This window comes from Litoreibacter roseus (assembly GCF_009811795.1).
In the GTDB taxonomy this organism is placed as follows: domain Bacteria; phylum Pseudomonadota; class Alphaproteobacteria; order Rhodobacterales; family Rhodobacteraceae; genus Litoreibacter; species Litoreibacter roseus.
In genome coordinates, this window is record NZ_BLJE01000002.1 from 1,030,506 (window position 1) to 1,044,105 (window position 13,600).

The window sequence follows — 13,600 nt, forward strand, 5'->3', positions numbered from 1 at the left end:
CCATGTTGCAATCTGAGGCGGCAGGGAAACGGCCGCAGATCGCATATGTTCTGGATCCGAGATTTCCCGGCGGCACATCGTCCGCCGTAGCGGCTGAATTGGAGGTGGTGCGCGATTTTGCGGACATCCGCGTTTTTGCCCTGTCCACAGCAATGTTTGAAGATCAGGGTGTCGCCCCCCAGCTTGATGAGGCGCTCAATCGGTTGAAATTGCCGATTGTCTGGGATGCAACTGAAATTGCCGCCGACATTGTCGTGCTGCACAATCCGTCCTGCCTGAAGCACCAAGATGATCTGGGCGTGCGGCTGATTGCCCGTCATTTGATCGTCGTCACGCATGAGAACTTCTTACGTCCGGGCGGAGCAGAGGGTTTTGACGTCGCGAAATGCCTGACCCAGATCCAACGTGACTCCCTTGTTTTGGAACGTCATCTCGCCCCGGTTTCTGCGTGGAATAGGTCAACGGTCACGGGCTGGATCGCGTCCCATCAACTGAGCCAAACTTGGACCGTGCTGCCGATTGATTGGTTCAACATTTGTGAATTTGACTTGGTCCCACCAACCGTGTGCCCTGCAGATCGTCGTGGACGACATTCCCGCTCTGGGTTCGAGAAATTTCCCTCATCCAAGGTGATGGAGTTGTGCTTTTCGCCGAGCGCGGATCGCAACGTGATCCTTGGGGCAGATGCATTTCTGTTAGATGATGATCGCCCGTCCCACTGGACACTTTACCCGTTCCGCGGTCTGACTGTGTCGCAATACTTTGAGATGATTGATTTCATGATCTATTTCACCGCCCCCACATGGCGCGAGAGTTTTGGAAGGGTGATCGCGGAAGCTACCGCCGCAGGCAAGCTTGTGATCACGGATCCAGATGTTGCGCGCACGTTTGACGGTACGGTCGTTGCGGCCGAGCCCGAGAATGTTGATAAGATCGTGCAAGGCTACATTGATGAGCCAGATCGCTATGTTTCGGATGTTCGGTCTGCACAGCGGCAGCTGAAAAAATTCTCGCCGGCAACGTTTAGATCCAACATCGGTGAAATGCTGACCAAGCTAGCAGGAGGGTCAGCATGATCCTTCTGATCAGCGGTCAAAAATCGGCGCGGGCATTCGACGGCCTTTTGTTGTTTGCGACGCAGTTGGACAGACGGGGTCACTCTGTCACGATTGACGCGCGATGTATGCCGGACGAGGTAACCAAACAGCAAAAGTTCGAGGCGGCTCCGTTTCTTGTCGATCACCAAGAGGTCTCACCTGACATCGTTCTCGTCGTCGGAGCGGATGCCATTTCGGACGAAGTGCAGGTCTTCCTGCGCGCTCTTCAACTTGATGCAGATGTCCCAATCTGGACGCTTGGCTACTTTGCGGATCGCCAAGATGAGATCACGGCTCAAAATAAAATTGCCTACACGATAGGGCGCGAACCGAAGCTGCTGAATCTGGCTGGGCCCCAACGACCCGCCTTGCTTGAAGGTTGCAGCGCGCCCCTGACGTTCCAAATCGCGGAAACGCCTGATCAACAGGCCGGAGACCCGGCCCGGCTGATCGTCTACGTGCCCTTCGAGGATCTGGAAGAGCCCGGCGTCCTTCAGGATCTTGCGCGGATCGGCTACAGCGCAAAGATCAAGCTACATGTTCTAACGAACGGAAAAGGCAAGGAGCTCATCCGCCAGTCTCGCTACGGGGTGCTCTCGGTGTTTGGTTACAGCGAACTGCCGCCCGCCGACATCATGAACTATGCGGACATTGTCGCATTTTTCGGCGGCGGCATCGCCGGGGAGCGTATGATGGCCTTGGCTCTTGGGGCGATGGGGGCTGGTAAAGTCGTCATTGATTGTACCGGTCCGGCCGTTCTGACAACAGACGGTGCTCCCGCTCTCAAAGGACCGGAACATGTGCATAGTCTTTCTGCGTATCTTGAAGATGTCGTGTTGGACAACCGCCTTGAGATCGGACGTCGGATCCAGAAAAGCGATTGGCTTCGTCAATTTGATCTGAAGAAGATTGAGCAAGATCTTCGAGTTACGCAGCCTGAGGCACGGCCAGCGGAAACCTCGCGAACGGTCTATTTTCCGACGAACGGAAACGGTCTGGGCCACGCGCAACGCTGCGCGTTGATCGGCGAGGCGATGTCCATGGACAGCAACCTAAGTTTCGCCGCGTTCCCAAGTTGCATCGACATGCTGCAAAGTCGCGGGTTCGCCTGCACGCCGATGGTGTCCCGCAGCGTTGAGCATGACGACCCCTATGCGGCCGATCTGGTAAACCACCTTCGTCTACGAGACCTGTTGTCTCAATCCGATCAGTTGGTTTTTGACGGTGGATATGTGTTCGACTCCGTCTACCGGGTGATCTCGGCGCTTCAGATCCCCGCCATTTGGATCAGACGCGGACTTTGGCAGGCAGGCCAGATACATCCAACAGCCCTTGAGCGAGAGCGCGTGTTTTCCAGAGTCATTGTACCGCAGGAAGCATTTGATGAGTTGAATACGGACTACTCCACCGGCGGTTCAGTCCATCATGTTGGCCCGATCGTGCGGTTGAACGCGTCTAGCGACGCAGATCCGGCGGAACTGCGCGCGCGGCTCAGCGCCCATTTCGGCAAGCCCATAGAGACGTTGGTTGTAACGATGCTTGGGGGCGGCGTTGCATCTGACCGAACCGCACAGACCCAGCTGCTTTGCAGCCTGTTGGAACAGCGAAAGGACTGTCTGCACCTTGTTATAGCCTGGCCAAATGCTGTCATTGCCGACGGACTTCACGGTTGGAACAACACACAGGTCGTTCGGACCTCTCACACACAAGACTTGTGTCGGGCAGCTGACCTCACTGTTTCAGCCGTGGGATACAATTCGTTTCATGAGATTTTGTACGCAAACGTCCCATCCATCCTGATCCCTCAATCTGCACCCTATCTTGACGATCAGGAACGCCGCGCCCGCGCGGCGGCGGATCGCGGTTTGGCAACCCTTGTGCTCGAGAGCGAGTTGCTCACCCTTGAACGTGAAGTCTCGGCTTTTCTGGATGATGGCAAGGCGGATGATATCCGCGCAGCTTTGGCACAAACTGCTCTGCCGGACCCGGGAAACCTTGCGGCGGCGACTTTGATCGAAGAAGGCTTAGGCGCATGAGTTTGGACCAAAGTTATCTCTCCGTTCTCGCCAATCTTTCGGCGGCCCAGCCATTGGATCTTGATGCGTTGGTCTTTGACCCTCCTGCGGATCAGCCCGCCAGCACTTTTCCTGTTGCAACGGTCCCCCCTGCGCCAGCGCTTTGGGGCGATCCATCGGGGCGCCCGTCCCGCATCGGGGTGCGCGTCACCGCAATGCTTGACCGTCCCGACAGGCTTGCCGCGCACTTGGCAGCGGTCTCGATTGAACGAAGCGTGTTTCCTATCGTGCTCAGCCATGTTGGATCAAGCGGGATGGAGCGGTTTGGCTTTCGTGTCGAGCATATTGCGGGCACAAGCGACGCGGACCGTTTTGCCTGTGAAGATCAGCTGAAGCGGTTCTGGAATCTTGCCATCATCATTGACGCGCAAGACGTTGGACGTCTGGGCTAACCGCAAAAACTTCGACCATAGATCCAGCTTTGGCAGATCCACTGACGTAGAAGTGTGAGAGTAGCGTTGTTGAATGGGCTGTTTTCGCGCTATCTGCCCTTACAACAATCGGAGCGCTGTAATGTCCATGTTTCGCCGTCTCGCATATCTCTTTACCGTGTTTTTGCTCTGTATCCCTGCGATGGCCAGCGCACAGGGGCGGGCAACTGCTGTTGGCGTTCAAACCGTCGAACAGCGCAGGCTGGCTGAGACGGTTCCGGTCTTTGCAGAAGTTGTAACCGCGCGCGACGGTGCAGTGGCCAGCCGCGTTGCAGGCAATGTCGAGATGGTTCACGTGCTCGAAGGCACCCGCGTCGAGCGGGGGGATCTTCTGGTTGAATTGAACGAAGAATTGCTTGCCATTCAGGTCGCGCAGGCTGAGGCGCAGTTGAACGAAGCGACCGCCGGTATCGCGACTGCGCGGGCCCGAGTGGGCCGGACGACCACCGCGTTTTCGCGAATTGAAGGCCTGCTCGAGTCAAGCTCCTTCAGCCAAGGACGGTTCGATGAAGCCGAAGCGGATTTGCTGGAAGCGCGATCTCAGCTTGTTGAAGCGCAGGCGCGCGAGAAAAGCAGCGAGGCTCAGTTGGCCGAGGCGCGATACCAGTTGGATCGCAGCAAAATCATCGCACCGTTTACTGGGGTGGTTGTCGAGGTGAACACTATCCCGGGTGCTTTTATTCAGGCAGGCACGCCAGTCGTGCGGCTTTTGGATACGGAAGCGTTCGAGGTCGAGGCCAGTGTGCCATCGCGCTACGTGATGTTTATGGAGCAGGGTCAGACGCTGCAGGCCAGCCTTGAGAATGGCGCGGAGCTTGAGGTTGTCGTGCGCGCCATCGTACCGTTGGAAGACCCGGGAACGCGCACACGGGCCGTTCGCTTTGCCTCGTCTGATCTTGCCAATACGGGCAATGTGGCAGTGGGACAGTCGCTGACTGTTCAGGTTCCCGTAGGGGGGGCGCGGGATGTTCTGTCCGTTCCAAAAGATGCGTTGGTTCAGGCGCGGGGCGGCTGGACGGTATTCCTTGTCGCCGACGGTACGGCTCAACCGCGACCTGTCACCTTGGGTGTCCCACTTGGGGATCGCTACGAAGTTCTGACAGGCCTGAATGACGGCGATCAGGTCGTGGTTCGTGGAAATGAGCGTCTTCGCCCCGGCCAGGAAGTCACCGCAAATCCTGTGGAGACAAACTGATGGATTTTATCCGTTTCGCCATTGATCGCCCCATCGCGGTTATGGCGGCCGTCCTTATGGCCGTTCTTTTTGGCGGCATCGCCTTGTCGCGCATCCCGATCCAGCTTGCGCCGGACGTGCGCAAACCCATTGTCGTGATCGAGACAAACTGGCCTGGTGCGGCCCCGTCCGAGATTGAGCGGGAAATCGTCAACCCGCAGGAAGAGGTTTTGCGCGGCCTTGAAGGCCTCGAGATCATGACGTCAAGATCTCGCACGGGCGAAGCTGAGGTCACGCTTGAATTCGCGATCGGCACGGATATGAGCCAATCGCTGCTGCTTGTATCGAACCGGTTGGACCGCGTCAGCGGTTATCCCGATGAGGCCGATGAGCCCTCTCTGAATACGTCCGGATCAGATGACAGCCCCATTGCGTGGATTTTGTTGACCGCCCAAGAGGGCAACACCCGGGAAATGCCGACTTACGGTGATTTTGTTGAGGATATCATCAAGGACCGTGTCGAGCGGATCGAAGGCGTATCGGCCGTGAATGTATTTGGCGGCGTTACGCGAGAATTGCAGGTGGTGGTCGATCCCCGCAGGCTGTCTCGCTACGGGCTCACGGTGCCGGAGGTCGTGCGCATCCTCAGGGCTGAGAACATCTCGATCTCGGCGGGTGACGTCGATGAAGGCAAGCGCCGCTACGTGGTGCGGACCGAAGGAAATCTGAACACTGAAGAAGCCATCAGAAACGTCGTGCTGCGCTCAGGCCCAGCAACCGGTGGGGTCGGTCGCGTACGTGTGGGCGACATTGCGGATGTGGGTTTTGCGTTTAAGGAACCGACCAGTCGTCTGCGGTTCAAGGGCGAGCCTGGTTTGGCGTTCAACGTCGTGCGGGAGTCCGGGGCCAATGTAATCAGTGTGATGGAAGAACTTAGACTCGTTTTGTCAGAGCTTTCGGCCGGACCCGTTGCGGCGGCCGGGCTGAACCTTGAGCAGGTTTACGACGAAACGATTTATATCGACGGCGCGATTTCTCTGGTGACGCAAAATATCTGGATCGGCGGGGCCTTGGCGGCAATTATCCTGATGCTGTTCCTACGCAGTCCCCGGGCCACACTGGTGGTGTCCCTGTCCATCCCTGTTTCGATCGTTGCGACCTTTGTGGTGATGGCGATCACGGGCCGGACTCTGAACGTCATTTCACTGGCGGGCATCGCCTTTGCTGTTGGCATGATCGTGGATGCCGCAATTGTGGTGCTGGAGAATATCTTCAGATTGCGCGAAGCGGGATACAGCCGCCGCGAGGCTGCCCATAAAGGAGCTCAGCAGGTCTGGGGCGCGATCCTCGTGTCTGCGTTGACCACGGTTCTGGTGTTCGTGCCGATCTTGATCATGCAGCTTGAGGCCGGGCAATTGTTTCGGGATATCGCGGTTGCGATCTCGGTGTCTGTCTTGCTGTCATTGGTTGTGGCCGTGACCGTGATCCCGGCGCTGGCCAGCAGGTTGCTACGCGCGGGCGACCAGAAACCGACGCGGATATGGGGTCTGGATCATTTGGCAGCGGGCTTTCGAAATTTGGTCATGGCCTATGTCCGGATGACTGTACGCTTCAGGTTGATGGGTATTGTCATGGTCGGGATCATCGCGGGAGGGGCTGCCGTCGCCAGCTACACTTTCCTGCCTCGGCTGGAATATCTTCCCGAGGGCAATCGCAATCTGGTTTTCGGCCTGATCATACCGCCACCGGGCTATAACCTCGACACCACGGAAACCATTGCCCAACGGATCGAACAGGTGGCTGAACCGCTTTGGGCAGCCGCGCCGGAAACCGAGACTGAAGATGGAATTCCCACGATTGAGAATTTCTTCTTTGTGGCGACCCCAGGGAACTCGTTCGTTGGCGCAGCCGCGGTGGATGGGCAGCGGGCCGCAGAACTGATCCCCGTGTTGAGCCAACCGATCTTTGCGGAACCTGGCACGTTTGGGTTCATGACTCAGCCCTCACTGTTCGGGCGCGGCGTTGGCGGTGGGCGTGCAATCGAATTGAACGTCTCGGGTCAGGATCTTGATCAGATCTTGAATGTCGCGGGGCAGGCCGCTGGCATTGTGTCCGGGCTGCTCCCCCGATCCGAGGGACATCAGTTCCGGCCTATCCCCGGACTGGAACTTGGTGCGCCAGAGGTACGCCTGATGCCGGATCGATTACGTTTGGCCGATGCGGGTCTCGACAGTTCTGGTCTTGCGGCCACGGTTGATGCGTTCAACGATGGACTTCGGATTGCCGAGATCACCGTCGGCGCAGAGCGGGTCGATCTTGTTTTGAAGGGCGACCCGTCCGTCAGTGATGCTGCGCGTACGCAAGATGTGGGGCACTATCCTGTCGTGACCCCCGGCGGTCAGATCGTACCGGTCTCTGCTTTGGCGGATGTATTGCTGACCGCAGGTCCCACAGAGATCCGTCACCGTGACAGATTGCGAACCGTCACGCTGGAGGTCCGCCCTTCGGACGATCTGCCGCTTGAGCAGGCTGTAGAACTGTTGGAGCGAGAGGTCGTCGCCGTTCTGGAAGAGCAGGGTATCCCCGAAGATATTCGCCTGTCCGTTTCGGGGACGGCAGATCAGCTCAGCCAGACATGGTCTGCAATCCAGATCAATTTGATCGTGGCCTTAATCATCGTTTTCCTCGTCATGGCTATTCTGTTCGAGAGCTTTGTCCTACCGCTTGTCATTCTGATTTCGGTGCCTGTGGCCGCCGCCGGTGGGGTCGGGGGATTGGCTTTGCTGAACACCTATCAGACCCAGCCTTTGGATATGCTGACTCTGCTCGGGTTTATCATTCTGGTGGGCATCGTGGTGAACAACGCGATCCTGATCGTGCACCAGACGCTCTACCATCTCCGCGAAGAAGGGATGGAGCCTGTCGCCGCAATTGAGGAAGCGACGCGCAACCGTATTCGCCCTATCTTCATGTCCACGTTGACCAGCGTGATGGGGATGCTGCCACTAATCATCTTCCCCGGCGCCGGGTCCGAGCTGTATCGCGGTCTTGGTGCGGTCGTTGTGGGTGGTCTGTCGATGTCGGCCTTCCTGACCCTTCTGACGGTGCCGCCACTTCTGCGCCTTTGTGTGCGGAAGCCCGAAGCGACGGAACCTTCAGCCGCGCAAGCACAACAGGCATAGGTCCGGGCGGGCCCTGTCAGTGAAAATCCCGCGATTTGGGTATCACGCGCACATTGCGGGGGTGCCCTCTGATGCCGACCTGCCCAGGGATCGGGTGGGTCGGGTGATCCCCTCTGGTCGTTATTTCAGGCAGGCGCTCGGCAGATAGCCCGTCAAGACGGTCACTGCGGTCCACCAGTTGCTCAGAGACGACATGGATCACCCGGCCGTCTGTCTGGACAATGCCGTGGACCACCAAAAGACGCGCTGACATTATGATAGAGCGATATTTTGCAAAGAGCTTGGGCCAGATCACCAGATTGGCGACACCGGCCTCATCCTCAAGAGTTATGAAACAAACGCCCTTTGCGCTGCCGGGCTTTTGACGAACAAGTACCAGCCCAGCGAGCGATACCCGCTGTCCGTGCCGCATTCGGGGCAAATCGGAGGTCGCCGAAAATCCTTTTTGGCGCAGGCTGCTGCGGTAGAAACTCATCGGGTGCGCCTTAAGCGACAAGCGCAGCGTTTGATAATCTGCCACCACATGTTCTGCCTTGGGCATTGCGGGCAAAGCCACTATAGGCTCTGGGCCAGCGGCATCCGCCTGCACATGATCGAAGATTGGAAGGGCCGGGGCGTCTTTCAGAGCCTGCCCCTGCCACAGGGCCTGCCGCCGGTCGATGCCCATGCTGCGCATCGCATCCGCAGCGGCCAGTTTGCGTAGTGTCCCCGCATCCAGCCGCGTCCGTTTCTTCAGATCCGCAACATTCTCAAAGGCGATTTCACGAGCGGCCATGATACGCTCTGCTGCGTCTTGCCCGACGCCATCGACCTGCCGCATGCCAAGACGCAAGGCAAAACCCGTGCTGCATGGCTCCAATGTTGAGTTCCAGTCAGAGTAATTGACATCCACGGCGCGCACCTCAACGCCATGATCGCGCGCGTCACGCACAATCTGCGCAGGCGCATAGAAGCCCATAGGCTGTGAATTGAGAAGCGCGCAGGCAAAGGCCGTCGGGTAGTGGCATTTCATCCAAGATGAAATGTAGACGAGTTTGGCAAAACTCGCCGCGTGGCTTTCGGGAAATCCGTATTCCCCAAAACCCTTGATCTGATCGAAGCAGCGCTGTGCGAATACCGGATCATATCCACGATCTGTCATCCGGCCGACCATCTTTTCCTGTAGCGTTTCGATGGTACCGCGTGACCGAAACGTGGCCATTGCCCGGCGCAGCTCATTGCTTTCCTCGGGCGTGAAACATGCGGCATCCATCGCGATCTTCATCGCCTGCTCCTGAAAAATCGGAACGCCTTTCGTCCGTCTCAATATCTTTTTCAGCTCATCCTGAGGGTGCTCCGGCCCCGGTCGTGGATACTCCACAGCTTCGACCCCTCTTCGACGGCGCAGATACGGGTGGACCATATCGCCCTGAATGGGCCCCGGCCGCACTATCGCGACCTGAATGACAAGATCATAGAATTTGCGGGGCCGTAGTTTCGGCAGCATGGCCATCTGGGCGCGGCTTTCCACCTGGAACACCCCAAGGCTGTCACCGTTGCACAGCATGTCATATGTCGGGCGATTGCCTGGCTCGTCTGTTAACCGATCCTCGACCGGCACAGTTGCAAGCTCGAGAGGGCGATCATAATGCGCCTTTAACAGATCAAAACACTTGGCGATGCAGGTCAGCATGCCAAGGGCCAGCACATCGACCTTAAATATTTGCAGCGCATCGATGTCGTCCTTGTCCCATTCAATGAAGCTGCGTTCGGGCATGGCCCCGTTGCCAATTGGCACGATCTCTGTCAGTGGGCGTTCGGTCAGGATAAAGCCACCCACATGCTGACTGAGATGGCGCGGCATCCCAATCATCTCTCGGGACAGTTTCAGGACCATGCGCAAATAGGGATCAGACAGGTCAAGACCAGCCTCCCGCGCGCGGTCATCATCCATCTGGCCTTCGAAACTGCCCCACACGGTGCCGGCCAGTTTCGAGGTTACATCCTCGGACAGTCCCATCGCCTTGCCGACCTCTCGGATGGCACTGCGGGGGCGATAGTGAATGACGGTCGCACACAAGCCTGCACGGTCGCGACCGTATTTGTTATACATGTACTGGATGACCTCTTCGCGCCGCTCATGCTCGAAATCGACGTCAATGTCGGGTGGTTCGTCCCGCTCTTCGCTCAGGAAGCGCTCGAACAGAACGTCATGCTCTGCCGGATCGACCGAGGTGATGCCCAGACAGAAGCAGACTGCGGAATTGGCGGCGGACCCGCGCCCCTGACACAGGATCGGCGGCTTGGCGTCTTCGCGGGCGAAGCGGACAATGTCGCGAATGGTCAGAAAATAGCGCGCGATTTTCTTGGAGGTGATCAGCGCGAACTCTTTCTTTATCGTGAGCCGGACCTTTTCAGGCACGCCGTCCGGATAACGCTCTGCCGCGCCCTGCCACGTGAGCCGCTCAAGCTCGTCCTGCGCATCGCGACCTTCCGGCACGATTTCATGGGGGTACTCGTATTGCAGATCCGTCAAGGCAAACTGGATTGCATCGGCCACCTGACGTGTTGCCGCAATCGCATGGGGCCAGTCCGCAAAAAGACGGCACATCTCGTCCGGCGATTTCAGATGACGTTCAGCGTTGGCGTTCAGTAGAAACCCTGCCTTGGGGACCGTCGTGCTTTCCCGGATGCAGATCATCACATCCTGAAGCGGGCGCCGTTCGGGGCTGTGATAGAGTACATCATTGGTGGCCAGAATGGACAGGCCGTTGCGTCGGGCAATGGCATCCAGACGGTTGATCCGTGCCCGATCATTCCCCCGGTAGAGATAGCTGACCGCGATATAGCGCAGTCCGGCCAAGGCGCGCGCAAGCCGCGGCACCCCTGCTTCAAACAGGTCGAGGTTTTCCTGTGGCATCAGGATCAAATGCAAACCCCTTGCATGCGCGGCCAGCATCTCGAGCGTCAGATGCGTTTCCCCCTTTTCCTGCCATGCGCCTGCCGCCGTCTGCATCTTGCCTTTAGACAGAAGCGTAGACAGGCGCGCATAGGCGGCGCGGTCTTTCGGATAGGCAAGCAGTTCGGTACCGCACATCAAAACAAGCCGTGCGCCAATCAGGGGCCGGACACAGGCGGTTTTTGCCTCCGTATGCATACGGACCACCCCGGCAAGTGTGTTTCGGTCCGCGATGCCGACGCAATCGTATCCCAAGAGGTTTGCCGTCGCGCACAGGTCCACCGCATCGGACGCCGCATGGAGGAAGGAAAAGCAACTGGCCAGACCCAGCTCCACATAAGGTGCAGGGGGATGCCACTGAAACACGGTCTGCTCATCAAGGGTGCGCCGTTTATGCCCTTCCTGCAGGGGCATTAGGCAAAAAACCCATGAAGAAACCAGCGCGGGTCCCCACCGCGCCCATCATGTACCACACCATCCCGGTAGAGCCAGAAGCGGCGGCCGTCTTCGATCTCGACCTTGTAGTAATCCCGTAATCTCGTGCCGGGGCGATCTTTCCACCATTCGGGTGCGATCCGTTCAGGGCCGGTGTAGCGGGTCATCCGATATACCACGCGACGCCAGCGAAACTGAGACGGCGGTCCCTCCGGCACGGCATAGAGCACTTGCACTTCTTCTGCAGGCTGCAGCAATCTTATGGGGCGTTCCACCGTCAAAGTCAGAGGCGCGGAGGGCTCTGTCTGCAGGGCCGGGCGCAGTGTCTCCACGTCTTCGGGCTTATGGCTCTCCGACCATGTGGACCATGTAACCTTTTGGGCGCCCAACCGAGCGGTCAGCCGATCCAGCAAAGCGGCCACATCCGCATTGGCATCCCGTGTCCCATCAAGCCGGTCTTGGTGCAGGCACAAAGGCTCCACCCGGCCTGCTTCCAAGGTCAAAAGGTCAAACCCGAAGCCTGGGTCCATGCTGTCGAGCTTGCCGTCAAACAGCTTGACCAGATGGGCTGGATCTCGGCTGGCGCGGGCGGTGGCAGCGTCAACGGTTCGCCATTCCCCGTCGATTCTGTAAATGGTCAACCTGAGGTGCCGTGCGCCCTGTTCCGCCTGTGCCAGATCTCGACACAGACGTTGGGCCAAACCATCCAGATACGGGACGGGATCAATCACAGGTTCGGCCAAGCGTGTACGTGCCATGAAATAGGCCGCGTCCGGTGGTGCGTTAACGGGATCCGCGGCGCGGCCCAGTGTTCGGTCCAGAAGGATCAGGGGGTTGCGATCCGCGGACAGGCCTGAGAACCGACGCATCAACGTGCTGCGGGGAACCGCATTAAGGGCGCCAATGGTTTTCAGGCCCAAGCGATCAAGCAACCGGGCGGTCTCCGCCTCCAGTTGCAGCGCATTGACCGGAAGTGGGTCAAGCTGCGGCGCCATATCAGTGTCATCGCACAGGGTGGACGCGGCTCCATAACGGGCCAGCGCCTGCGCTGCGCCGCGGGTGGGGGCCATGGCCACGCGTGCCGTCAGGCCCTGTATGGCAAATCTCTGGATCATGTCGCGCAGCAGGGCCGTTTCCCCCCCAAACAGATGGGCAGAGCCGGTCGTGTCGAGGATCAGGCCGTTGTCCGCGTCGCTGACCGTCCAAGGACACCATCGTCGCGCCCAATGGGTCAGACGTTCCAGAAAAGCCTGGTCACCCGGAGGATCGGCCTGTTCCACATGCAGGTCGGGATGGATCGCCTGTACGTCCACAACGCGGGCCAATGGTCGAATGCCACGCTCCAGTGCTGTTCCATTGAGTGCGTGGATGATCGGGCCGTGGGGGCCGTCCCGCGTCAGGGCAATGGGTGCGGCCTCATCGGGCGCTGTCCGATATCTGCTGATCATCTGACGCCACCGCTCCATCGCGAGATCTGGAAACCAGACGGAGACGATCCGTTGCGTTCGAGGCGAGCGGGTCATGATGGCCCACCCAGCGTCCGGGCGCCCGACCACGCGCTCGAAACAAGCTTACATCCCATCGCGCGGCACCGGGCGCCTGCGGATCGTGTGGATGTGCCTCCGAGGCCAGCGCCCCGATGCGCCATCGTTCGCGGGCCGCGCTCAAGGTGCCGGGATCGCCGCTTCTGATCAGCCAGACCGGCACGTCCGCAGCTTCGGCCCGCAAAGCCAGCCGCTTGGTTGCCGTAAAGCTCAGCACCGCTGGGGCGCCATGAATTTCGCCGACCACCGCCGAGAGGCCCGCGCAGGCGGCGCCTTCTTCCATCGCCCACAAGACATCGCGGGGATGGCTGACCGTCACGTGCAAGACTGGCTGGGTCAGCCCCATGGCATGCAGACCGGGTGTGTAGAGATGCCCGTTCTCCTGCCGTGAATTTCGATCCTGTACCCAAAGCACCGGGCGCTCTGACGGGGTTAGCCGCGCCAGCACAAACCCCGTCCCAGATGGGTCGAAAGGTGCGCGCGGCAGCACATCGGTCAGGGTCGCATTCCCGCTGTTGGGAACGTTCAGTCGCGCATAGGATTTCTTGCGCTTCGGAAGGTAGATGACCTGCCCGGATGTCGAATCGGATTTCATGCACCAAACCATAAGTTCATGTTTTGTTCTAAATTGGAATATCGGTTTGTACGTGGTTTTGGCAAGTGTTTGTGATGATGCGCCATCTGCGACAGCATGCCTCAAACCTTGCAATAGGTAGGGCAGCAA

The 13,600-nt window shown here is 58.8% G+C and carries 8 protein-coding genes; 5 read left to right on the plus strand and 3 right to left on the minus strand.

What is annotated here, in order from left to right; all coding sequences use genetic code 11:
- The first annotated feature begins 2 nt into the window (after positions 1-2).
- From KIN_RS12090 to KIN_RS12110, 5 genes are all read left to right on the plus strand, one after another.
- Positions 3-1,076, plus strand: a complete 1,074-nt coding sequence (locus KIN_RS12090; RefSeq protein WP_159807218.1) for a glycosyltransferase family protein — start codon at positions 3-5, stop codon at positions 1,074-1,076.
- Complete coding sequence (locus tag KIN_RS12095) at positions 1,073-3,133, plus strand: glycosyltransferase (RefSeq protein WP_159807220.1); 2,061 nt, start codon at positions 1,073-1,075, stop codon at positions 3,131-3,133. The genes KIN_RS12090 and KIN_RS12095 overlap by 4 nt, the downstream gene beginning before the upstream one ends.
- Entirely contained in the window at positions 3,130-3,564 is a 435-nt protein-coding gene (locus tag KIN_RS12100) for a hypothetical protein (protein ID WP_159807222.1), read from the plus strand. The genes KIN_RS12095 and KIN_RS12100 overlap by 4 nt, the downstream gene beginning before the upstream one ends.
- Before the next feature lie 121 nt (positions 3,565-3,685).
- Positions 3,686-4,798, plus strand: a complete 1,113-nt coding sequence (locus KIN_RS12105) for an efflux RND transporter periplasmic adaptor subunit (RefSeq protein ID WP_243144909.1) — start codon at positions 3,686-3,688, stop codon at positions 4,796-4,798.
- Complete coding sequence (locus KIN_RS12110; RefSeq protein ID WP_159807224.1) at positions 4,798-7,959, plus strand: efflux RND transporter permease subunit; 3,162 nt, start codon at positions 4,798-4,800, stop codon at positions 7,957-7,959. Before KIN_RS12105 ends, KIN_RS12110 begins: the two co-directional genes overlap by 1 nt.
- Before the next feature lie 16 nt (positions 7,960-7,975).
- Here KIN_RS12110 and KIN_RS12115 read toward each other — a convergent pair whose 3' ends face one another.
- The 3 genes from KIN_RS12115 to KIN_RS12125 are packed head-to-tail and all read right to left on the minus strand — an operon-like array spanning position 7,976 to position 13,471.
- Positions 7,976-11,311 carry an error-prone DNA polymerase gene (locus KIN_RS12115; RefSeq protein ID WP_159807226.1) on the minus strand — a complete coding sequence of 1,112 codons (3,336 nt, stop codon included), beginning with the start codon at positions 11,309-11,311 and terminating at the stop codon, positions 7,976-7,978.
- A complete protein-coding gene (locus KIN_RS12120) occupies positions 11,311-12,855 on the minus strand; it encodes a Y-family DNA polymerase (RefSeq protein WP_243144910.1) in 1,545 nt (514 codons plus the stop codon). Before KIN_RS12120 ends, KIN_RS12115 begins: the two co-directional genes overlap by 1 nt.
- Entirely contained in the window at positions 12,749-13,471 is a 723-nt protein-coding gene (locus tag KIN_RS12125; RefSeq protein ID WP_243144911.1) for an ImuA family protein, read from the minus strand. The genes KIN_RS12120 and KIN_RS12125 overlap by 107 nt, the downstream gene beginning before the upstream one ends.
- Positions 13,472-13,600 lie beyond the last annotated feature (129 nt).

Coding starts and splice junctions, on each gene's coding strand:
- KIN_RS12105 (WP_243144909.1), top strand. CDS start 3,686: ATGTCCATGTTTCGCCGTCTCGCATATCTCTTTACCGTGTTTTTGCTC.
- KIN_RS12110 (WP_159807224.1), top strand. CDS start 4,798: ATGGATTTTATCCGTTTCGCCATTGATCGCCCCATCGCGGTTATGGCG.
- KIN_RS12125 (WP_243144911.1), bottom strand. CDS start 13,471: ATGAAATCCGATTCGACATCCGGGCAGGTCATCTACCTTCCGAAGCGC.
- KIN_RS12115 (WP_159807226.1), bottom strand. CDS start 11,311: ATGCCCCTGCAGGAAGGGCATAAACGGCGCACCCTTGATGAGCAGACC.
- KIN_RS12095 (WP_159807220.1), top strand. CDS start 1,073: ATGATCCTTCTGATCAGCGGTCAAAAATCGGCGCGGGCATTCGACGGC.
- KIN_RS12090 (WP_159807218.1), top strand. CDS start 3: ATGTTGCAATCTGAGGCGGCAGGGAAACGGCCGCAGATCGCATATGTT.
- KIN_RS12100 (WP_159807222.1), top strand. CDS start 3,130: ATGAGTTTGGACCAAAGTTATCTCTCCGTTCTCGCCAATCTTTCGGCG.
- KIN_RS12120 (WP_243144910.1), bottom strand. CDS start 12,855: ATGACCCGCTCGCCTCGAACGCAACGGATCGTCTCCGTCTGGTTTCCA.